Raw genomic sequence first — 20,941 nt, forward strand, 5'->3', positions numbered from 1 at the left:
CACCATCAAATGTAACCCAACTCCTCTAATTTACTCAGAATTTTTTCGACACACTCTGTCACACTTTCCTTTTCTGTGCAACAAATAATCTCAGGATTAAGGGGTGCTTCATAGGGATCGTCAATCCCTGTAAACCCCTTAATTTCACCTTTTCTGGCTTTGGCGTACATCCCTTTGACATCCCGCGCTTCACACGCTTCTAGGGACGCTTTCACATATACCTCCACAAAGTTAGGTTCTATGGCTCTAACTTCGTCGCGAATTGCTTGGTAGGGGCTAATGGCCGCGGTAATGGCGACAACTCCATTGCGGCTAAGTAGGTGAGCGACAAATCCAATCCGCCGAATATTGGTATCTCGGTCTTCTTTGCTAAATCCCAAACCTTTTGATAAGTTGGTACGCACCACATCTCCATCCAAAATTTCCACTTTGCAGCCTCTGGCTTTCAACTCTGGTTCCAGAGCTTGGCTAATAGTTGTTTTGCCAGAACCGCTCAGTCCGGTGAACCACAAAATAAAACCTTTGTTCATGTTCAATTGCTTTGTAACTAATTAATGGTGACATTTACCCGACGCCTGACTTTACTATCGGGGTTCCCCATTTTCAGATTGTTTTTTGATGGGAATTGCCATCTTACAACAATAGCTTAAAAGTAATTGTGGAGTTATAGATTTGTGTGAAAAAATAAAATATCCAGTCTTGGAGGCAACAGGAATTGGTAATATCGGTAATATTGAATTCTCCGGCGAAAGGTCGAAGGGCTGGATCAACGCAGTCCTTGAGCCATCTCCCATCTTCCATCTTCCATCTTCCATCTTCCCTCTTCCCCCCTTGGGGGGGGGTAGGGGGGGGTTCTTCTTAGATATTCCATCTTCCATCTTCCATCTTCTTTCTACTTAAAATTTAAAATTTAAAATCCTCATGTCTTCTGTCTTAACAGCCGATGTTTTAGTAGTTGGTGGCGGTACTGGTGGCACAGCAGCCGCCATACAAGCAGCCCGCTGTGGTGCCAAAACTATTTTGGTGAGTGAATTTCCTTGGTTGGGCGGTATGCTTACTTCGGCTGGGGTTTCGGCTCCCGATGGTAACGAATTAGCCGCTTTTGGGACTGGTTTGTGGGGTGCTTTTCTCCGCGAACTTCAGCAGCGACATCGGGAAGGTTTAGATTGGGGCTGGGTCAGTTTTTTTACTTACGATCCGCGCATTGGTGCGTCCATTTTTGCTGATTGGGTTAAGTGTTTACCAAATCTGCGCTGGATTTCTGGACAAAAAGTTCAAGGTGTGCTAAGGGAAGGCGATCGCATTGTTGGCGTTCAATTCCCCGATTTTATGGTGTCAGCCACAGTCACTTTGGATGCCACGGAATTGGGAGATTTATTGGCTGTGGCTGAGGTTCCTCACCGTTGGGGTTGGGAGTTTCAAGCAGAATTTGGAGAACCTAGCGCACCGATCGCACCTAACGATCTGACACAAACATATCCCATACAAGCTCCCACTTGGGTAGTAATGATGCAGGATTTTGGGGAAGGTGCTGTAGCGCCAGAAATTCCCGCGCCACCGATTCATGATCCCGATCGCTTTACCGGAGCTTGGGATAATTATACTCCTGAAGAATTTCTAAATTATGGCCGACTTCCGGGTGGGTTGCTAATGATTAATTGGCCGATTCGGGGTAATGATTATGGCTTTAAGGTCGATCGACTAATTGGATCTGAAACATCGCAAACAGAATTCCTCCAAGAAAGTCTGTGGCATAGCCAAAGTTTCGCCCGCTACATTCAAACCCAACTAGGCCGCCGTTATGGTTTAGCAGAGAACATTTTCCCCACTTCTAAAAGTTCTGCCTTATTTGCTTCCCCCCTAACCGAAAGTTCTCTCTTATTTCATTCCCCCCTTGGGGGGGGTTTTCATTCCCCCCTTGGGGGGGGTAGGGGGGGGTTAACTGGGCCTGGGGAGGGCTTGACTGGGCCTGGGGAGGGCTTGACTGGGCCTAGGGAAGGCTTGACTTCAGCCTTCGCCCTCCACCCCTACTACCGAGAAAGTCGCCGCTTGCAAGGAGTAAAAACAATCCGAGAACAAGATATTTTGCCCGTTGCCGGCGGCAGAGTCGCGAAGTTGCCCATAAATGCTGAGGGAATTTGTGAAACAATTGCGATCGGCAACTACGCCAACGATCACCACTATCCTAGTGGCGACATTCCCTTGCAGCCAAAATCGATCCGCTGGGGCGGGCGATGGACGGGAACTCCTTTTACCATTCCTTACAGTGCGCTGATTCCGGCGAATACCGATGGTTTGCTAGTTTGCGAAAAAAATATTTCTGTTTCTCACATCGCTAATGGTGCGACTCGTTTGCAACCTACGGTAATGAATATTGGACAGGCGGCGGGGATGGCGGCAGCTTTGTGTGTGCGGCGGGGATGTCAGCCGCGGGATTTGCCAGTCAGAGTTTTGCAGGAGGCTTTGCTGCAAGATGTGGAGGCTAGGGCGGCAGTTATTCCTTTATTTAATTTGACACCGAGTCGATCGGATTGGCTATACTGGCAACGCTATTATCTCGATCGACCTTCTTCATATCCCGCCAGTGGCAATTGTCCTTTGTCTGTAGATAAACCGATCGCTGACAGCAGAAATACTCAAAGTCCCTGGCATGGGATTTTCCACCGCCGAGGCGAACAAGATTACGCCCTGACGCTGACTGATGCGCCCTCCCATGGCGATCGAATTTGGAAACTGGTGACTTTAGATCCTGAAATCGACGAGTTTTTACACAGTTGCGAAACTCAGAAGCTTCTGAAAGTGTGGGGGAGGCTGAATTTAGCTGGTTTGTGGCTGCTGGTGGAGGCAGTTGAGTTGCCAAAATCAGGTTTTTTGCATAAGTCCTGAAATTTCCCAGAATTTTATCCTGATAGATGGGGGAGAGTCTGTATCAGTTAATAGACACTGACACGGATATTAACCTCATGCAAAATTACACATTTCTTCCTGTACTTGGTGTTTTGAGCGCTAAGGTCGATCGAGTTTTTTCATCTCTAGTCGAACTGCTCGAAATTGCCACCGCGAACTACATTTTCTCTGCCCAAACTCAACAAAAGGGCGATCGTTCTCCTGAAAGAGGCAGCGGACGCCGAGAGTTTCATCTCCTACAAGCATTTTAATGACGTTGCATGAAAGCGAGTTCCGTTATTGAGTTTGTTTTGACCGTCTGTGTCGATCGCTCAATCTGATTTTCTGGGCTGCTAGTTTTTCAGATTTGCCTGGTAACTTCACTTCTTGTTTATTGTCATTCGGATATCCTTTTATGTGATGAGAAAGTCTAAACCTTCAACCGCCATTTATGGAGACAGTGAGTCTCCTATTTGGCGGTTTTGTATATTATAGCAATCTAATTAGCAGTGCATCAAGGCTGTTTTTCATTACTAAAACAATAGATTTTATATAAATTCATCCCGATCTGCCTGAGTAGTGTCCGTATCTATAAATATACACCGATACGGATACTACCCATGAAAAACTACACCGCAATTGCTTTATTGAGCCTGTCTGGCATCTTCTTGAGTGCTACCGCTAGTCTATCTATTGAATCTCCTATCGCACAGTTAGAAACTTCCACTGCTCAATATATGTTGTCAGCGCAAACTCAACAAAGAGGCGATCGTCCTCCCAGCAGAAATACTCAACGCCGTGATTTCAGCTCCGCCAGCACTGAAACTAACTCGCTACAATAACTTTAATGGCCTTGGATGAAATCAAATTATTCCACAAAGTTGGTTAGAGGTTGGTTTCGAGCTGTTCAGCCGATAGCTCGGATTTTCGATAATTCTAGTTTTTCAGATTCGGGAGACAAATCTACTTTTTGTTACCAGTGACAAGAATATAATTTTTGGTGTAGCAAAACACTATCAAATCAACCTTTAACCGCCATTTATCTAGAGTTAGACTGCTAGACAAATCCAAGACTTGTCTAGACATTATTGTTGCTTGATTCTTATTTAGCTTTAACTTTGTTTTGATGGACAAAAGCATTGTTCGGCCTCAACACTGTATGTCTTTTTTGTCTGATTCTGATAGCTCTTGTATAGGTTTGTCAATAGCATTTTTCAAGTTTTCTTTGATTTGTTTAGAGTAAATTCGTAGACCATAAAGGCGACAAGAGAAGCAATGAATTATCGCCATCAAATCTTCCACTAATTCCTGTTGAGGAGACAACGACTCCTGATTTGCTACTACAATTTCACATCCGACTGAGATTGCAAGTTCTTGAATAAATTCAAAGGCAAAACGGCACATTCTATCTTTGTGTGCAACTACTATGGTTGATATTTCACCTTTAAGCATTGACAGCATAATTGCTAGAAACTTTTTTCGCTTAAAGTTTAGTCCGCCCCCAATTTCTGATACCCACTCATCGACGGCAAACCCTCTACCTAGACAAAAAGCTTCCATTGCCAGTACCTGATTTTTTAATTCTGGCTTTTGACTGCTAGAAGAAACTCGGCAGTAGACAATTGTTTTTCTCTTGGCTTCTATGGGCTTGAGTCCGTTGGCTATCAAAAGGTCATCTTCTGTGTAGAATCGATGACCTGACAAGGTACGCTTGGCTGGCAACTTTCCGCTGGCATCCCAGCGCTGAAGGGTCTTTACAGAAAGTCCAAGTTTTTCAGCAAATTGGTGAGGTTTAAACATAAATACACTTAGAGGTTTGTCAATAAGTGTACCATTTTGTCTATTTAATTACTAGCCAAGGACTTGCTCAGCCTGTGGCCAATCGGCAGTAGTTGGTAAATTTTTTATTCTAGCGAGTCGCGGGAGCATTTTGCCCAATTAAATTGGTAAATAGGGGGATTGGTAGCAACCTTTCTGACGACAGTCAGTTATGCTGGATTCCAAAGGGGTTTAGATCCCCAAGGTCTTTACCCCTAGAAGGCTCTACCCTGGTCAGTCACGGTATCGAGAGCTTCTCATCTGTTGTGCTAATAGATGGTGCCTTTATTTTGTCTGGCCTGGAATTAAAACCGCTTTCTTCAGCTAAAGCTTGACTTAACTGATATGTTGTTGTTACCCTACCCTCCTTTTCCTCCCCAACCAGTGCTGAGTCTAGCTATGGTGGGGGTTTGCCAGAGAGAATAAAAATGAAAAATGACTCCTTGGATCTGGTCAAAAGCCTCAGCCCTAGCGCAATGGATCAGATCATGCTTTATTTGGCGTTTAGCGCCATGCGAACCAGTGGGCACAGGCACGGTGCGTTTCTAGACGCGGCTGCAACGGCTGCTAAGTGTGCGATTTACATGACTTATATGGAGCAGGAGCATAACCTGCGGATGACTGGACACTTGCATCACATTGAGCCTAAACGGGTGAAGGTGATTGTCGAGGAAGTTCGGGAAGCCCTGACAACGGGGAAATTGCTGAAAATGCTGGGTTCCCAAGAACCTAGATATTTAATTCAGTTTCCTTATGTCTGGCTGGAACAGTATCCTTGGGTTCCGGGACGCCCTCGCATTCCTGCTACTAGCTTGACGGCGGATGAAAAAAAATATCTGGAAGGAAAGATTCCTCCTAATCCGCCAGATGCTCAATTAATCAATTCTTTTCAGTTTATGGAGTTGATCGAGTTTCTGCACCGGCGATCGCAAGAAGAAATGTCTCCAGAAAGACGGATGCCTTTGAGTGAAGCTCTAGCAGAACACATCAAACGCCGTTTGATCTATTCGGGAACTGTGACTCGTATTGATTCTCCTTGGGGAATGCCGTTTTATGCCCTCACTCGCGCTACTTACTCTCCCGCAGAGCAGGAAGAACGGACTTTCACTATGGTGGAAGATACTGCTAGATATTTCCGCCTGATGCAAGATTGGGCCGAAAAGCAACCTAAAGTGATGCGGGTTATGGAAACCTTGGATATCCCGCCGGAACGGCTTGACCAAGCTGTTGAGGAATTAGATGAAATTATTCGTAATTGGGCCGATCGCTATCACCAGCGGGGCGAACCGACAATGATTTTACAAATGGTTTTTGGACCCCAAGAAGATTAGTCCTGAGTCATTAGTCATTGGTCATTAGTCATTAGTCATTAGTCATTAGTCATTAGTCATTAGTCATTCATGAATTGACCGCTTGAGACTAATGACTAATGATTATTGTTGACCAAACTAAGCGAAAAAAGCTGTCCAGGCTGAGGCTAACACGATCGCTGCGATCGCTCCGATCAGAGTATTGATAAAATTAACCACTTCATTGGTGAGCCACTCAAACTTTGATTGGAGGGTTGCCCCAATCACGCTCTCGATGTTAGTAGCAATAAAAGCTGCAATAACACAAAAAACAATTCCTGTCAAGTCTATTAAACCCACAGCCCAACTCAAAAGTGCGATCGGAATAGAGGCGAAAATACCAGCGAGAGTTCCTTCTAAACTGACAGCCCCTTCCGTCCCCCTAGGTACTGGCTTGAAAGTAGTAATCAAAAACGTCCGCTTTCCATAAGCTTTACCAATTTCACTAGCAGTGGTGTCGGCAAGTTTAGTACAAAAACTCGCCGCATAGCCCAGCAATAACAGGGAAATTACATCTTGTGAGACAGGCATCTTGCCTGTCTCCCCTAAAATAGATAAAGCTAAAACTCCCAAGGCACAAAGAGTAGCAGTTAAAGCAGAACCCCAGACATTTTCTGGGCCTCGCGCGCCGGAACGCTTTTCGGCTATCCCTTCTGCCTCTTTTTGGGCTTGGCCAATCCGAGTAACTCCCGATCCGACGAGAAAATAGAACATCACCACAGCATAGCCTTGCCATCCCAAACAGCCCCAGATGATGACACCCAACAGCCAGCCGTGAAATTGTCCTGCGGGAGTGAGTAATTTTTTGGGAGTAATCGTGGCGATCGCCAGTAAAATTGTATTAAGGGCGATCGCCACCAACCAAGGATTAGACCAAGATAAATAATTAAACCACAACTCAGAATTCTGCACAGTCATCTTTTTACCTCCATGAACAAAGTCTTATTTCATCTTGCCTTCCCCGTGAGCGATATTGCTCAAACAAAAGCCTTCTATGTGGACGGGCTCGGCTGCGAATTAGGTCGGGAATCCCCGAATTCGGTGATTATGGGTTTGTGTGGCAATCAAATTGTCGCCCACCTTAGCCACGAACCTTTGACACCTCAAAGAGGTATCTATCCCCGACATTTTGGATTAGTTTTTACCTCCGAGGCAGACTGGGAAAGCTTGTTAGAAAAAGCACAACAAAACAACTTGAACTTCTATCAAGAACCGAGAAGACGGTTTGTGGGTTTGCCTACAGAACACCGCACTTTCTTCTTAGAAGACCCTGCTCACAATATACTGGAATTCAAGTATTACTGTGAAGCTGAGGCAATTTTTGGGCGCAGCGAATATGCCGAAGTAGGCGATGCGCTTTGATGGCAGGGGGAAATAATCACCGCACCAGATAAACTTTCGGATGGAATCGAATCACCGGCTGGCGGATGTCGCCCTATAACTTTGTCAGCAGCAGCAAGTCTGGGATAGATAAAAGACCATTTTACTTTTCATTAAGTTAACCTAGTCGTGAACTTGCAATGGTTCTGAAAGTGCTTCAGCAACTGCTTTTAAGCTCCGAGAATTTCTCGCCATCATAGCATGAGCAAATACTGACAACTTCACATCTTTGGCTGCGGATATTTGGGAACTAGAAGCAGGCACAATGATGAAATCCCAAGGTGTCCAAATAGAAGTAAAGTTAAGCTTTTTCAACAGATTAGCATCTCGATTCAAATCTTCTAAAAAAACACTACCAGGACGCATTTGAACACAGCCTTTTCCCCACAAAGTGTAAGCAGTCCAAGTGCCACTATGAGGAGAAGATATGGCAATAAATCGCTGCACTCGGTTAATTCCGCCTAGCCTTTGCAGATAGTAGCGAGCGACCAAACCTCCCATACTCAATCCTACTAAATCTAAAGGCTGTTCTGGGTCGAAGTTTGTATCTATATAATCTGCCAGTTGTTGGGCTAATTCTTCCAGGGTAGTGTTGCCCCAATTGGGTGCGAGGTCAAGGCTATATACGGACCATCCTAGTTGGGTAAGATGGCCGGACATTTTATTGAAAATCCCCGATTTTCTGAAGATGCCATGAATCAGTAACACTGGGTTATAGCTAGAATTGCTATTCATGATTAGCTGGAAATTTTATTTTTAATAGGTGCTGTTAGTTCTGTAACTAAGGCATTGATACTTTGGGGGTCTGTTACCATTTGGCGGTGCAGCAAAACCTTGAGTTTGACTTCTTTACCTACTGGCATTTGGGAGCTTTTTGCCGGGACTATCATTATGTCAAAGGGTGTCCACATAGAGGTGAAATTGATGCGTTTGAGCATGGTGACATCTTGATTTAAATCTCGCAGTAAGTCACTATCGGGACGCATATGCAAGTATCCTGGTAAGGGGAGAGAATAGGCGGTGAGAGTGCCGCTGTGGGGGGAAGATATGGTGATGAAACGCTGGACGCGATTAATCCCTCCCAGTCGCTGAACGTAGTAGCGGCTGACTATGCCGCCCATGCTGTAGCCTACTATGTCGATCGCCTGTTCTGGATCGAAAGCCTCAGAAATGTAGTCTGCTAGTTGCTTCGCTAGTGAGTCGAGGCCGATGCTACCGTCGTTGGGGGTGAGGTTGAGGCTATGTACAGGCCATCCGAGTTGGCTGAGGTGGGCTGACAAAGTGTTGAAAATTGTTTTTGTATCCCAGATACCGTGTACCAGGATGACTGGATTGCGATCGAGCGAACTGTTCATTTGGAGAGGAAATTTCTGATCGACTACAGCATAAATCACTCACCTAGGGAGTTTGACCCCTAGTGGGACAGATGGCCAATCGGATCGAGTTAAGTCGGAAATCTGTCATCAATTCTGAGATAATCGTAAATAAGTGCAAAGCTCAGACTACTATTACTGAGTAAAAATTACTATAGTATCGGTGTTTTTACTCACTAAATGTAAATTTTGATGAATAAATATAGACAAAGGTTTCTTTACCTCGTAGTCTAACTTTGTTGACAATGCTGCTAGAAATATAGAACAAGTCGGGATGGGGAATCGCCACGACTCTAAATGGGCGCAGAGGGATTGTCAGACTAGCAACGGTTAGCAGAACCCAATGAAGCGTCAAGAATCACTGCTGCTTTAGCGGGCGTGAGTATTTCAAAAGCTGGTACAAATTTCTCTAAAAAAACAAAAGGAGTAAATCTAATGTTTGGTTTTATCAAAAATTTCTTCGGCGCTATTTTCGGGTTTATCGGCGGATTGTTGGGCTTCAAAAAGTCTGAATATTTTCTAGATTTGGGAAACTCTGATGGGAAGGAGTCACCGAAAGTTGAGCTTGCTGCTGCTAAACAGCCTGAACCAGTAGTCGCAGTCCCAGCAGTAGCAAAAGCGAGTGATCCCAAATCGGAACCCGCCAAGAAAGCTAAGACAGAAACAGCCAAAAAGCCTCAGCCAGAAAAAGAACCTGTGAAAGTAGCCACAGCAACAGCAACTAACGGAAAAGTACCGAGTTCTAGCGAACCGACTCTGACCTTTGCTCCTAATAATTTAATGCCAACACCAAATACCAGCCGTAGGACTCCTGGACCCAGCATGAATAATTTCCGGGAAATGGCTCGTCAGGTAAAAACCAAGTAGGTAATATAGCAGTCCTAAATGAGTCGTAAAGTTTTTTACCCCACCCCAACCCTCCCCTTATGAAGGGGAGGGAGTAAGAAATTCACAAATGATTTAGGATTGCTATAGGTAATAGGTAATAGGTAATAGGATATTGGAAAATTGCAAATACTAATATTAAAAATTTAACACTGGTGTTTGTGATTTTTAATATTTAACTTTTTATTACTATTACCTATTTCCTAGGTTTTTCAGGAAGGCTAATCCGCTGTATAGCTGGAAAGCTGCATCCCAAGGGGTTTCTGATTTGCGATCGACCTCTACATAAGATTCGATGTTGCTTAACATATGAGTGTAATCCAGAACTGTCTCGGCAAAGGGAGTAAATTCTGACCACACTGTCACATCAAGCTGTTGGTCAAGTATTTCTAGTAAGTGATTCCAGTTGATTCTGGTGGTACTTTGAGGGATTTGTCGAGGTTTTTGGGAACCAGATTTGGGTTTTTTGGGGGCTGAAGCGGGAATATCTGCTGAAATTTGGGTAAAGTCAATTCCTTGTTGAAATTCGTAACTTTGGTCGCAAATTCGGAGAATACAGTGGCGACTAGGGATGTGTAAATCGCAGATTTGAGCGTAATCTTGGGTGATTTCTTTGTGGCGAAATTGGTCGGTTCTGCGATGGGGTGAGTAGTCCATGATTTCCATAAACATGGGTAATAATCCTTCTACTCTTTGGCTGATTTCTGACCAGTTAAATTCGATCGCACCTAGTCTATCCAGTGTATCTTTACAAACCACGACGGGGGGAGACAGGGATTGGAAGTGTTGAACTCGAAAGATTTGGATTTTTTGAATATCGGCTAGGGTTCCCCAGAATACGGGGATTCCGGCGTTGAGGAGTTCTTCGCCGTAGATTTGGAGTTCGGCGATGGGGCCGGTTTTATACAGTCTCCAGCCGCGGCTTTGAACTTGCATCCGAGTTGTATAGGTGTCGGTTTGAAAGATTCTGCTGATATTTTGGATGGCTGCGGGTTTGTCTTCGGGGGTGACGGCTTCCAGGATCAGGAGTGCTGGTTCGAGGTTGCTGGGGTCGTTTTTGGCGGTTTCTATGGCTTCTTGGAGTCTATCTTGTGCTGCGGTTTCAATCCGTTGAATCCCTTGACGGGCTTGGGAGATGATTTTGGGATTGGTGATGTCGCGGAGTATTTGTTTGTAGGTGGTTTCGGCTTTTTTGGGGTTATTGGTGAGTTCGTAGTAACGGGCTATGTAGTATTTCACCCAGGGATTTTCGGGGGATTCTGTTTGAAGTTGTTTGATGAGTTGGGCAGCTTGTTTGTATTCTTTGTCTTCTAGGGCGGTGACGATTTGGTGGATGTCTGTCATGGTGGTTGGGGGAATGGCGTCTTTTATATGTTGACTGATGTTTGGTTGATTCCGCCAGTGGTTAACAATTTTTGCTTTGATATGTTAAATTATGGATATTATATGAAACTATTAGACCTCTCCCATAATTATTGTGTAACAAGCATCCTGCCTGTTCTTGACGGGTGCATCTGTGTTTGGCAAATATATTCGTATACCAATAGACCTTTGCACGTTCAGTGCAGTTATCCATCTCGTCCTTTGGTAAAAATTATTACTTTATACGAACCCGATAGGAAAATTTGGATGGATTTTAAGTTGAGGATAAATCAAAATGAACAATGACATTTTGCAAGAAACGATGGTGGAACAAAAGGTAACTTACACGCTGGAAATCCATGGTAAGTTTATTATTATTGAAAATGTTCCTGCTAGAGTGTGTTTGGAAACGGGAGAGCGATTTTTTTTACCTGAAACTGTGGAACAGTTGCAGAAGATGATTTGGGAAGATAGAAAGCCTATTAGGGTGATTGAAACACCTGTTTTTGAGTTTGCTTAGCGATTGGTTGAAGTTGAGTTAAAAATGATGAAAATTAACACCAAATAAAACAACTTTTAGTTATGGTGCAAACAGCAGTTAAACTTACTTTTGAGGATTTCCTAGAACAGTATCCCGACGGTTATGGCATCTACGAACTTGTAAACGGAAAAATTGTCGAGGTGGACGCAACAAGAGCTCATAAAAATGTAGCGCGCTATCTAGTCAAGTGTTTTGATAGAGAAAATGAACGTTTAGGACTTGACTACATCCTTGATAAGGACATCCGAATTAGAACTGTAACGGCTGGGGGACAAGAACAAGGTAGAAATCCTGATGTTGGGGTTGTAAGTGGCTTGTTGTGGAATAGTAATGTATTAGCTTATGGTGCTTTAAGGGAACCGATTCAGTTAGCGGTTGAGGTGGTTTCAACAAACTGGGAAGATGATTACGTTGATAAGTTCGATGAATATCAACGGCTGGGTATTTGTGAATATTGGATTGTGGATTATTTGGCGATCGCATCTAGATATTATCTGGGTAATCCGAAAGTGCCTACCATTTTTGTTTACCATTTAGTGGAAGGGAGTTATCAGGTTCAAGGGTTTACAGACTGCGATCGCATTATTTCTCCAACTTTTCCCGAATTAGACGTGACTGTCGATCGGGTTATCAAAAGCAGTCGAATTCAAAAACTGTAATATAGGGGCGGATGTTTGTTAAACAGGAGTTACCCATCAGAACCAAAGAAACCGGGTTTTTTGTGGCTTTTGTGGGCTGTAACGAAGTATAATGCAAAAAAACCCGGTTTCTGGCCACCCGTGCGTCAGTTCTATTAAAGTTGATTGGAATTAACGCTTAATGTGTAAGTACCTTTGCTAGTGCGATCGCCTCCTTTAACAACTATTTTATAAGTGCCGTTACTAGGCAATTTTAGGGTGATTTGAGACTCTCTGCGATTCTGGGAGTTGCCTGTTTTTTCGGCAATCTTTTTGCCGCTGCTGTCGAACAGTGTTATGTTGTGGTCGAATGCTCTGCTTTTGAGGTCGATCGCGATCGGTTGACCTGCACTTCCTGGAAATGTGTATTCGCGGGATTCGCCTTCTTTTAAGGTTTCTCGCTGCTGGAGGAGGGAGAGAGAGGTGAGTTTTGGGCGATCGGGATTGCTCAAATCTAAGCCATAATTTGTCACGGGTGTATCCAAACCGTTTCCGCCTCTGACTGCGATGATAAAGGCTGTTTTGTTGTTGACATCTCGGACTACTTTGTCAATAAATTGTCTTTGTATTTTTTCTGCATTTAAAACTTTTGGCTGGTTAAAATTGGGTTGTGAAATACAGAAAAGAACTGCTCCGTCTTGATAGCGGGCTGCGTAAAACCAATATTTTTGACCGTTAGCTGTGAACTCATTTTGATTGAATACAGTGAATTTGTCAAATTGTAGTTGCTGGTTTCGGCGGCAATCTTTATCAATGTAGATTTCATTGGCTGATGGCGTTCGCTGGGCGAAAACTGCTGGGATGCAGGCAGCGGCTAGGATTGCTGTGATGATGGTGATGATTATGGGCGATCGCATTTTCATAATTTTCCCTTTTTGTTTGAACTAAAATTCCCCAAAAAATTACTTTTCTGATTAGGAACAGCCTTCTATATACTCAACTTCAGGAAGTTTCCCTGAACGGAAGCGATCTACACGATTTTTGCTAGTCTCAAAAACGAGCCGGTAGTTTTTGTCAGCCGCATCTTTGGGGACAAAAGTTAAATATTTACCATTTTGAGGTGGAGCGCTAATATAATGATGTGGAGTTACTTTAATTTGTCCTGGATACAGCTTAATAATTTGCTCTTGAGTATGCCCGATTTTAGCTCCTGTAAGGGTGGTCATGCGCTTGTTGTTAATATCTACTCTAGCAATACGACCTTTTACTACCATAAAGGCAATTTCTTTTGGTTCGACCTGTGGGTGAACGTAGGAACATTCATATTCGTCACCACCACCACTCCCACTTCTAATTAATCTAATTCCAGCAGATTTTGAGGCTTCATCAACGGTCATTCCTACTCGGATCGGACCAATACCATTAAGCGCTAGTTGCGATCGCTCTGTGAGTTGCGCTTGAGCATTGACAGATGTTACCCAAACCGCAAAAATGACAATTGTGCCGATTAGTAATGTGACAAACTTGGTGAGATTGTTTAACTTTAGCATCGATTGCTATTCCTCCTTTATCTCTGTAAATATTTCTCTAATTCGGCCGTGCGCTGTTTAGTCGATCGCTCCAAACACTCATTCAAAAAACCTCGATAACCCGTACCCCCACGATTCCTATACACTTCAAATTCGCAGCTATTATCTCGCACTTTAATCCATCCTAATTGTGCTTCTGCAAGTAGGGCTTTCTCTTCCCCATTCAACTTAGCAATCAGTTGTTTGTAAACATCATTCAGTTGCTTGTCTGCGAGTTCATACCTCAACCGAATACAGGCTCTGACTTCTACATCTCCTTGAGGCCGATCGCAATTAAGTTGTTGAGCGATCGCAGAATGTCCAGATTGTGCCAAAACTGATGTTGTACCGACTATTGCTAAAAGTGCGATCCTCTTCGAGGGCTTTGCTAACGACCAAAAGTGCGATCGACCTTTCTTCAAATCTATTTTCATTGGTTCTCACTTTACCTATTTTATGAATTTTTGGTGGTTTTGCAATGGATAATTCGGAATTATTTAACCACAGAGGACGCAGAGAACACAGAGAGAGCAGAGAGAAGTTAATAATTCTTATGTTTCTAGACTCTTTTTTGATTGCTAGTCAACTCACCTATCTGATATTTTCTCTTAACAGCATACAGAGTAGACCTGATTAATTTAAAATTTGTTTTCATATTTACTGAATTCAATTCGCCCTCTTTTTCAGATTGCTAAAGTGTGCTTGAGAGCAGCATCTACGGCCATCATATCTGAAAAAACACCTATTTTGCGATCTATTTCTACTTCGAGAAGCGTCACAAGATTGTCCGTCATAATTACCGAATCAGCTAAAAGTCCTGTTTGTTTTCCTTCCGCTGTTGCTAAGGAAACAAAAACGCGACTTGGGTGTCCCGAACGCACTAAATTGCTAGTAATCATTGCCGTAATTGTTTGTCCAAAACCAGTCCCCAGATTATTAGCTTGAATTATCAAAGCAGGACGACGTTTCGCAGTACGCAAGTCTGCATTGGGAAACAAAACCAGGACGATATCACCGCGATGATAAGGCATCGTAAGCATCCATTTCCGGTCGTTCCCAATCAGGAGCAAATCTCGTCAGCCGCAACCTTAAATCTGAGGCTTGTTCCCGATCGATACCGCGAGATGGTAAGTCTATCAACCCTGATTTGGGCAGAAAAGTAACAATAACTTGTGCTTCTTCTATGTCTGCCGGCATTTCCAATAACTCTATTTTGCCATTTCGATATATGCCTTCTATTGACTGTAACATATTACTCCTGCGATAGTTACTCATTTACATTTTACCTGCGATTGCCAAACCAAGCAAGTATCTTGATTTTTTTCGATATATTAAGATTTTTCAAATATCGTTCCAACTAAAGATAAAGCGACAATTGGAGCAGTGACTGCTCTGAGAATTCTACTCCCCAAAGAAACAGGCTCAAAACCAAACTCGATCGCCATTTTCACCTCACCCTCAGTCCATCCACCCTCCGGGCCAATTGCTATGACAATCGATAATTCTCTCCCAGGGGGCGGGCACGGGGGCACCGCCCCTACAAAGGCGGAATCGAATTCTTGCTCCCCCCTTACCAAGGGGGGCTGGGGGGGTTCTAATCCTCGCTCCCCCCTTACCAAGGGGGGTTGAGGGGGTTCTAATCCTGGCTCCCCCCTCACCAAGGGGGGTTGAGGGGGTTCTAATCCTGGCTCCCCCCTCACCAAGGGGGGTTGAGGGGGTTCTAATCCTGGCTCCCCCCTTACCAAGGGGGGCTGGGGGGGTTCTAATCCTGGCTCCCCCCTTACCAAGGGGGGTTGGGGGGGTTCTAAATCCATCAAACAATCCCACAAATGCCGATTATCCCCACGAGCCACACAAATATATCGATATTTTTGACCGCAATCTTTCACCGCCAAATCAAACGAAACAGGCTCAAAAATACTCGGCACAAATTGACGTTCCGACTGTTCCGCCGCCTCCGCAGCAATCCGCTTCCACCGATCGACCTTTTGACTGCTCGGTTTCAGCAAAGTGCGATCGCTAGTCACCGGTACAATGCTTGCCACACCTAACTCTGTGGCCTGTCTGACAACCTCGTCAAACCCGTTTCCTTTGGGCAAGGCAGCCATCAAACTCACCTCGACGGCAAGTTCCTTGTCAACCGGGATTTCTTCTATTATCGACGCAATTAACCCTGTTTCCTGGGCTTCTAGGACTGCTAGCCACCAATGCCCTCTTCCGTCCATTGCAATAAATTTATCGCCTGTTTGTAACCTGAGTACGCGATGTAAATAATGTTGTTGTTCGGCGTTTAAGTCTATCGATTTGTCGGAAATTTTGGCGGCATTAATTGCTAATCTTTGTAATTGAGCCATTTAATTTTTGATTGCTCGTTTTTGATTATATTTTTTTTATTTAACCGCAGAGAGCGCAGAGAACGCAGAGGAAGAGAGGAGAAAGGCAAAGCATTTATAACCACGGGAATTATTGGAGAAATTCAAGGTTTTTTTATGCCAATGCTTTGCCTTTATACTACTTGTTTCAGAGGTCTATTGAAGACTATCGAAAATTTCCTTATGCTTCCTCCTTAATCTTGTTCAAATAATTTGAAATTGCTTCTGTCGCTAGCTGCGTGATTGGCTTACCCTGACGGGCTGCTTCTTCTTTGAGCTCGTTGTAAATTTCATCGCGAACACTAATTCGGCGACGGACTTTACCAGTAGCCGCGGCTGTTTCGTTCTCATTTTCGTTACTAGACGTAACTTCTAATTCATTAATCTCAGTTGTCATCGAGTCAGCAGATTGGTAGTTGGTTATAAATTGACGGATAGATTCTAACCCGACGCGATCGCAAAAATTGCCAAAACTCTCACTTTGTTGCTGTTTTTGCTTAAAATAAACAAAAATTGGCTCTAGAAAAGCTTCAAAGTCGTTGACGTGCAGCTTTTCCTCAATTGGTTTTGCCAGCCTCGTTTGTTCAGGAGAACCGCCTAGCCAAATCTGGTAAGATTCCGGCGAGCTCCCGACAAACCCCAATTCTGCCATATAAGGGCGGGCGCATCCATTGGGGCAACCAGTCATTCGGACTACAAAATGTTCGTTTTCTAAGCCGACTTTGGTCAACAGCGCCCGAATTCGCTCTAAAATGCTCGGTATCACGCGCTCTGATTCGGTAATCGCTAACCCGCAAGTCGGCATCGCAGGACAAGCCATAGCATAGCGGACTAAGGGGTCGATCGCAGTTTCTCCCTGAATCCCACAGCGTGATAGAATTCCCTGAATTTCCTGTTTGATATCTGGTGAAATATCGTAAATCAGCACGTTTTGGTGCGGTGTCACCAACATCGGCAAGTTATGTTTCTGCACGATTTCCCGCAAAGCGGTTTTTAGCTGAAATGAACCTTCATCTTTAATCCGGCCATTTTCTACAGAAATGCCCACAAACAGTTTACCGTCTCCTTGTTCGTGCCAACCCAAGAAATCGAAATACTTCCATTCTGGCAAGGGTTTAAACTGTTCTAGTGGCTTGCCAAAATATTCGGCTACTTTTTCCTGGAACCACTTTACACCTTTGTCGTTAATCAGGTATTTCAGTCGGGCGTGTCTTCTGTCTGTGCGATCGCCAAAATCTCTTTGAGTTGCTACAATTGCCTTGACCAAATTGTAAACATCATCCTTGGCAACATAGCAAATCTCATCAGCAACTCGCGCAAAAGTCTCTTCTTTATTGTGAGTGCGGCCCAAACCACCACCAGCAAACACGTTAAAACCTTCCAACTCCCCAGCTTCATTGGTAAATACTACTAAGCTCAAATCCTGAGAGTACAAGTCAACGGAATTATCTCCCGGTACTGTCACGGAACATTTGAACTTCCGCGGCATATAGTGCTGGCCGTAAATCGGTTCTTCGCGATCGTCGTGAAATATTGTACCATTGCCATTTGACTGTCTGGCTGCTTTCACTGCGGGGTCTTCTTCAGCACTCACAGCCTTTTCCCCATCCAGCCAAATTTCGTAATAAGCTCCTGTTTGCGGTGTCAGCAAATCGGCCACATTATTAGCGTATTGCAGTGCATACTGGTATTCTGGCCGATTTTTGTACGGTGCTGGCGGTGCCATAACGTTGCGGTTCAAGTCGCCGCAAGCTCCCAAGGTTGACCCCATATTTTTAATAATTGAGGAAAACACTGCTTTAAGATTTTTCTTGAGCACGCCGTGTATTTGGAAGCCTTGGCGTGTGGTGACACGGAGGGTGTGGTTGCCGTATTCTTCCGATAGCTTGTCGAGGGTGAGGTATAGCTGCGGGGGCACGAAACCGCCTGGATTGCGGGTGCGCAGCATGAACTGATAGTCTTTTTCTTGGCCTTTAACTCGATTGTCGCGGTTGTCTTGCTGGTAGGAGCCGTGAAATTTGAGAATCTGAATCCCGTCTTCGGTGAAGTGGGTTGTTTCTTGCAACAATTCTGTCGCAACTGGTTCTCGTAAATAGTTGCTCCGTTCTTTGAGGCCTTCGGATTTAGAGGGTTTGCGCGCCACTGGCGCTGAAGTGGAAGATGTAGTCATGGAATGTATAGTATCCGTTATAATTAGATAAGGATCGATCGAATATTTCTTGACAATTTGACACTTGACAAATTTGCACTTGACAAATTTCCTCAGAAGTGCTGGATCGGCTCTGTTAACAACTAAGTTAATAACGGTAATCCGATAGGAATTCTGACGGTGCTTAATTGTAACACGATCGAACCCTTGGGCCTTGCCGCTCTCAATAAGACTTTATAGTTCGATCGCTTAATTCCACAAAACTTTAGAAATAAGTAACCTCAACCTCTGAAACTATGTCACTGTATGATGAAGATACGTTTGTAGTGCTAGAAACAAATCAGCCAGAGCAGTTTTTGACTGTTGCGGAATTATTAGAAAAGCTCACAGCTATTTTAGCATCTTCCCAGGAAGAATTGCCCCCTGATGTCCAAAAAATATCTTCTGTGGAACAGCAAGCCAAGTATTTAATTAATACTTATTGTGAATTAGATGTTGGTCCTGGAAAGTTTTTGCAGTGGTACGCAGTCCGTTTGGAAAAGTAAAATTTGTTGTTTTAACTATTCTTCCAACTGTTGCACGGCTGACACTTCAACTGCGGTAACATCGATCGTACCGGGCGGTGTCAACCTACTAAAATGACCTTGTTCTACCTTCAAAGGTTCACCGCAGTTGGCACACTGACACTGAGTTTGATTTAACGCTGTAAATTCATTCCCACAGACGGGACATTTACCTTCAACCAAGTTGCGTTTCAGCCACCACTGGAGACCAAAAAAAGCAACCACAGGTGTAAGTAGCAAAAAACCTACTAAAATAAAAATCGATTTAACTACCCAACCCAAACCCAGTGACGCAAACAGCCACGCGATTCCCAAGAGTATCAGCCAATTGCTAATAGCGGGTAGCTTTAAAGAAATTTTGGGGGTGCCTTGGTTCACGATGGTCTCCTTGGGTGTCTTTGCAGGTAGGCATAGTTCTATCCTAACCAATAAATTCTCAGTCGTCTTGGAGTTAATCTTTCCATTGTACATCCCTAAACGACTATTATATTCTGTTAGATCCCCGACTTCTGAAAGTGCTGCGGGGTTCTAGGTATTCTGACGCCACTCAATCTGGCCCAAATATATTAAAAATCTTTGCTATCGATTGACAAAGGGCTCCAAAACTAAACTCTACTATGGTTTGTTCCCTCAACCAGTGGCGATCGCACCTTTTATCCTCCCCCTGAAGCATTTCTATACAAGCAACTGCTACTGCGCCTGGATTGCGGTGAGGAACTCGCCATCCCAGTTTACCATCTTGCAGCGGCTCGGCTGAACCGTCGGCATCTCCCGCCAGTACGGGTATTCCGCAAGCAAGTGCTTCCAAGTAAACTATACCAAATCCTTCCCAAGAAGGCATCACGTAAGCATCAGCAAGTCGGTAATGTGACGCTAAATTTTCCGTGGGTACAAAACCCGCAAATATTACTCTTTCAGCAACTCCCAAATCTGCTGCAATTTTGGCTAATCTCGATTCATCGTCTCCGCGTCCAATCACTAAGTATTTCACATTGGGGAAAGTTAGCGCTATTTGTGGCAAAGCTTTAATTGTGATATCTACACCTTTGTAAGTATCCGTCGATCGCAATCTGGCGACAGTCATCAATACTTTAGCACCACTCAGATTGTATTTTACCAATAAATCCTCCGATTTGGGACCGATCGCAAATAAATTTTCATCGACTATACAAGAGACTAGGTGAAATTTTTCAGGACTTAAGTGATTATTGTAGCAAGTGCGATCGCGGGTATACCTGCTAATAGTCCAAATACTATCAGCTTTGCTCATCGCTATTTGATATTTAGGTGGCAGTGTTTCCCAAACTTCCTTGCCATAAGTTAAAATCGTGTAAGGAATTCCTAAAGGTTCGCACAAATTTTGAATCAGCGGTGCGAGGTTAATGTGACCGCAGAAAACTCGTTCAGGGCGTTTTTGAACTAAGTTAATCAGTATTTTAGCTGCAAAATTCAGACGGCCAAACCAAAGTGGCTCAGTTTTGAGGTAAGAAAACTTGAGATTTTTTGACTCGAAGGGATTGTGGCAATTTGGGGAATCTCGCAATAAAAAAACTTCCGCTGTTGGCGGAGAATTTGTCCCGGCGCTAACAGACAAGTAAGCTTTCAGAATGTCTTTAACATAGGATTGAATCCCACCTTCGCTGGAGAATATTTCTAGGAAGCAGAATAGATAATTTGGCGATCGCATCTTCTATGATTATCAGTGGACAACAGTCAAATGCTGCGCCCGCTTGCGAGTTCAGCTTCGTCGAAGAGTCATATAAAATCATCTCTTCATCGTCCTGTATTAAACTCTCTCCTCTCTGCCTTCGCGTACTTCGCGCCTTCGCGGTTAAATCATTCCGATACAACCGGAATTGATATCAACACTTAACAGTCTACGGTCAACTGTCCACAGACACAAAAAACCCGGCCATTGCTGGCTGGGGTAGAAAAATATCAGGGTGCATCTACTAATATGTTTCCAGTATAGCACCCTTTGTGGGGTATAACCCCTCATTGGTGACACCACCAACCAAAAATCAATGAGAATAAGTTATAGTTAACCCGAAAAAATATTGATAAAACTTGTATTTGCC

Annotated in this window: 24 protein-coding genes; 9 read left to right on the forward strand and 15 right to left on the reverse strand. The window is 44.0% G+C overall.

All coding sequences use genetic code 11. The features are described from left to right. Positions 1-5: 5 nt before the first annotated feature. Positions 6-530, reverse strand: a complete 525-nt coding sequence (cysC, locus tag AAFP11_RS07860; RefSeq protein ID WP_341736536.1) for an adenylyl-sulfate kinase — start codon at positions 528-530, stop codon at positions 6-8. A gap of 391 nt (positions 531-921) precedes the next feature. Between cysC and AAFP11_RS07865 the strand changes: the two genes are divergently transcribed. From AAFP11_RS07865 to AAFP11_RS07875, 3 genes are all read left to right on the forward strand, one after another. Next, the gene (locus tag AAFP11_RS07865; protein ID WP_341736537.1) at positions 922-2,886 is read left to right on the forward strand and encodes an FAD-dependent oxidoreductase; all 1,965 of its coding nucleotides are present in this window, start codon (positions 922-924) and stop codon (positions 2,884-2,886) included. Positions 2,887-2,963: 77 nt separating this feature from the next. Further along, entirely contained in the window at positions 2,964-3,158 is a 195-nt protein-coding gene (locus AAFP11_RS07870; protein WP_341736538.1) for a hypothetical protein, read from the forward strand. A 348-nt stretch (positions 3,159-3,506) separates the two neighbouring features. Continuing rightward, a complete protein-coding gene (locus AAFP11_RS07875; RefSeq protein ID WP_341736539.1) occupies positions 3,507-3,728 on the forward strand; it encodes a hypothetical protein in 222 nt (73 codons plus the stop codon). A 307-nt stretch (positions 3,729-4,035) separates the two neighbouring features. On the opposite strand, the gene AAFP11_RS07880 is transcribed toward AAFP11_RS07875, so the two are convergent. Further along, positions 4,036-4,686 carry an IS607 family transposase gene (locus AAFP11_RS07880; RefSeq protein ID WP_341736540.1) on the reverse strand — a complete coding sequence of 217 codons (651 nt, stop codon included), beginning with the start codon at positions 4,684-4,686 and terminating at the stop codon, positions 4,036-4,038. Positions 4,687-5,132: 446 nt separating this feature from the next. On the opposite strand from AAFP11_RS07880, the gene hetR reads away from it, so the two are divergent. Further along, positions 5,133-6,035, forward strand: a complete 903-nt coding sequence (gene hetR, locus AAFP11_RS07885) for a heterocyst differentiation master regulator HetR (protein ID WP_341736541.1) — start codon at positions 5,133-5,135, stop codon at positions 6,033-6,035. 117 nt (positions 6,036-6,152) lie between these two features. Here hetR and AAFP11_RS07890 read toward each other — a convergent pair whose 3' ends face one another. Further along, positions 6,153-6,971, reverse strand: coding sequence for a TIGR00297 family protein (locus AAFP11_RS07890; RefSeq protein ID WP_341736542.1), 819 nt, complete (start codon positions 6,969-6,971; stop codon positions 6,153-6,155). A gap of 12 nt (positions 6,972-6,983) precedes the next feature. Here AAFP11_RS07890 and AAFP11_RS07895 point away from each other — a divergent pair, with 12 nt between their 5' ends. Continuing rightward, entirely contained in the window at positions 6,984-7,415 is a 432-nt protein-coding gene (locus AAFP11_RS07895) for a VOC family protein (protein WP_341736543.1), read from the forward strand. A gap of 141 nt (positions 7,416-7,556) precedes the next feature. Here the strand turns inward: AAFP11_RS07895 and AAFP11_RS07900 are convergent, their stop codons facing one another. Together AAFP11_RS07900 and AAFP11_RS07905 are read right to left on the reverse strand one after the other, a co-directional pair. Continuing rightward, a complete protein-coding gene (locus tag AAFP11_RS07900) occupies positions 7,557-8,168 on the reverse strand; it encodes an alpha/beta fold hydrolase (RefSeq protein WP_341736544.1) in 612 nt (203 codons plus the stop codon). A gap of 2 nt (positions 8,169-8,170) precedes the next feature. Continuing rightward, positions 8,171-8,788, reverse strand: a complete 618-nt coding sequence (locus AAFP11_RS07905; RefSeq protein ID WP_341736545.1) for an alpha/beta fold hydrolase — start codon at positions 8,786-8,788, stop codon at positions 8,171-8,173. 453 nt (positions 8,789-9,241) lie between these two features. Here AAFP11_RS07905 and AAFP11_RS07910 point away from each other — a divergent pair, with 453 nt between their 5' ends. Then, positions 9,242-9,673: a hypothetical protein gene (locus tag AAFP11_RS07910; protein WP_341736546.1), complete on the forward strand. Its 432-nt coding sequence runs from the start codon at positions 9,242-9,244 to the stop codon at positions 9,671-9,673. Between the two features lie 210 nt (positions 9,674-9,883). Here the strand turns inward: AAFP11_RS07910 and AAFP11_RS07915 are convergent, their stop codons facing one another. After that, a complete protein-coding gene (locus AAFP11_RS07915) occupies positions 9,884-11,035 on the reverse strand; it encodes a tetratricopeptide repeat protein (RefSeq protein ID WP_341736547.1) in 1,152 nt (383 codons plus the stop codon). A 313-nt stretch (positions 11,036-11,348) separates the two neighbouring features. Between AAFP11_RS07915 and AAFP11_RS07920 the strand changes: the two genes are divergently transcribed. Both AAFP11_RS07920 and AAFP11_RS07925 read left to right on the forward strand, forming a co-directional pair. After that, positions 11,349-11,573 (forward strand): YgiT-type zinc finger protein, encoded by a 225-nt coding sequence (locus AAFP11_RS07920; RefSeq protein ID WP_341736548.1) that lies wholly within the window; start codon positions 11,349-11,351, stop codon positions 11,571-11,573. A gap of 62 nt (positions 11,574-11,635) precedes the next feature. Then, the gene (locus AAFP11_RS07925; RefSeq protein WP_341736549.1) at positions 11,636-12,253 is read left to right on the forward strand and encodes a Uma2 family endonuclease; all 618 of its coding nucleotides are present in this window, start codon (positions 11,636-11,638) and stop codon (positions 12,251-12,253) included. A gap of 134 nt (positions 12,254-12,387) precedes the next feature. Here the strand turns inward: AAFP11_RS07925 and AAFP11_RS07930 are convergent, their stop codons facing one another. From AAFP11_RS07930 to sir, 7 genes are all read right to left on the reverse strand, one after another. Next, positions 12,388-13,134 (reverse strand): PPC domain-containing protein, encoded by a 747-nt coding sequence (locus AAFP11_RS07930; RefSeq protein ID WP_341736550.1) that lies wholly within the window; start codon positions 13,132-13,134, stop codon positions 12,388-12,390. Between the two features lie 51 nt (positions 13,135-13,185). Then, a complete protein-coding gene (locus AAFP11_RS07935; protein WP_341736551.1) occupies positions 13,186-13,761 on the reverse strand; it encodes a hypothetical protein in 576 nt (191 codons plus the stop codon). Between the two features lie 17 nt (positions 13,762-13,778). Further along, positions 13,779-14,213: a lysozyme inhibitor LprI family protein gene (locus AAFP11_RS07940; protein WP_341736552.1), complete on the reverse strand. Its 435-nt coding sequence runs from the start codon at positions 14,211-14,213 to the stop codon at positions 13,779-13,781. A gap of 249 nt (positions 14,214-14,462) precedes the next feature. After that, positions 14,463-14,810 carry a type II toxin-antitoxin system PemK/MazF family toxin gene (locus AAFP11_RS07945; protein WP_341736553.1) on the reverse strand — a complete coding sequence of 116 codons (348 nt, stop codon included), beginning with the start codon at positions 14,808-14,810 and terminating at the stop codon, positions 14,463-14,465. After that, on the reverse strand, positions 14,791-15,054 hold the full coding sequence (locus AAFP11_RS07950) for a hypothetical protein (RefSeq protein ID WP_341736554.1): 264 nt from the start codon (positions 15,052-15,054) through the stop codon (positions 14,791-14,793). The genes AAFP11_RS07945 and AAFP11_RS07950 overlap by 20 nt, the downstream gene beginning before the upstream one ends. A gap of 56 nt (positions 15,055-15,110) precedes the next feature. After that, positions 15,111-16,133 (reverse strand): RsmE family RNA methyltransferase, encoded by a 1,023-nt coding sequence (locus AAFP11_RS07955; protein ID WP_341736555.1) that lies wholly within the window; start codon positions 16,131-16,133, stop codon positions 15,111-15,113. A gap of 199 nt (positions 16,134-16,332) precedes the next feature. Then, the gene (sir, locus tag AAFP11_RS07960; protein ID WP_341736556.1) at positions 16,333-18,321 is read right to left on the reverse strand and encodes a sulfite reductase, ferredoxin dependent; all 1,989 of its coding nucleotides are present in this window, start codon (positions 18,319-18,321) and stop codon (positions 16,333-16,335) included. 275 nt (positions 18,322-18,596) lie between these two features. Here sir and AAFP11_RS07965 point away from each other — a divergent pair, with 275 nt between their 5' ends. Further along, positions 18,597-18,845, forward strand: a complete 249-nt coding sequence (locus AAFP11_RS07965; RefSeq protein WP_341736557.1) for a chlororespiratory reduction protein 7 — start codon at positions 18,597-18,599, stop codon at positions 18,843-18,845. Between the two features lie 15 nt (positions 18,846-18,860). Here the strand turns inward: AAFP11_RS07965 and AAFP11_RS07970 are convergent, their stop codons facing one another. Together AAFP11_RS07970 and AAFP11_RS07975 are read right to left on the reverse strand one after the other, a co-directional pair. Then, positions 18,861-19,241: a DUF2614 family zinc ribbon-containing protein gene (locus tag AAFP11_RS07970; protein ID WP_340525762.1), complete on the reverse strand. Its 381-nt coding sequence runs from the start codon at positions 19,239-19,241 to the stop codon at positions 18,861-18,863. A 169-nt stretch (positions 19,242-19,410) separates the two neighbouring features. After that, a complete protein-coding gene (locus AAFP11_RS07975) occupies positions 19,411-20,550 on the reverse strand; it encodes a glycosyltransferase (RefSeq protein WP_341736558.1) in 1,140 nt (379 codons plus the stop codon). Between the last annotated feature and the right edge of the window lie 391 nt (positions 20,551-20,941).

Origin of the sequence: Microcoleus sp. CAWBG640, assembly GCF_020883015.1 — a bacterium.
Lineage (GTDB): Bacteria > Cyanobacteriota > Cyanobacteriia > Cyanobacteriales > Microcoleaceae > Microcoleus > Microcoleus anatoxicus.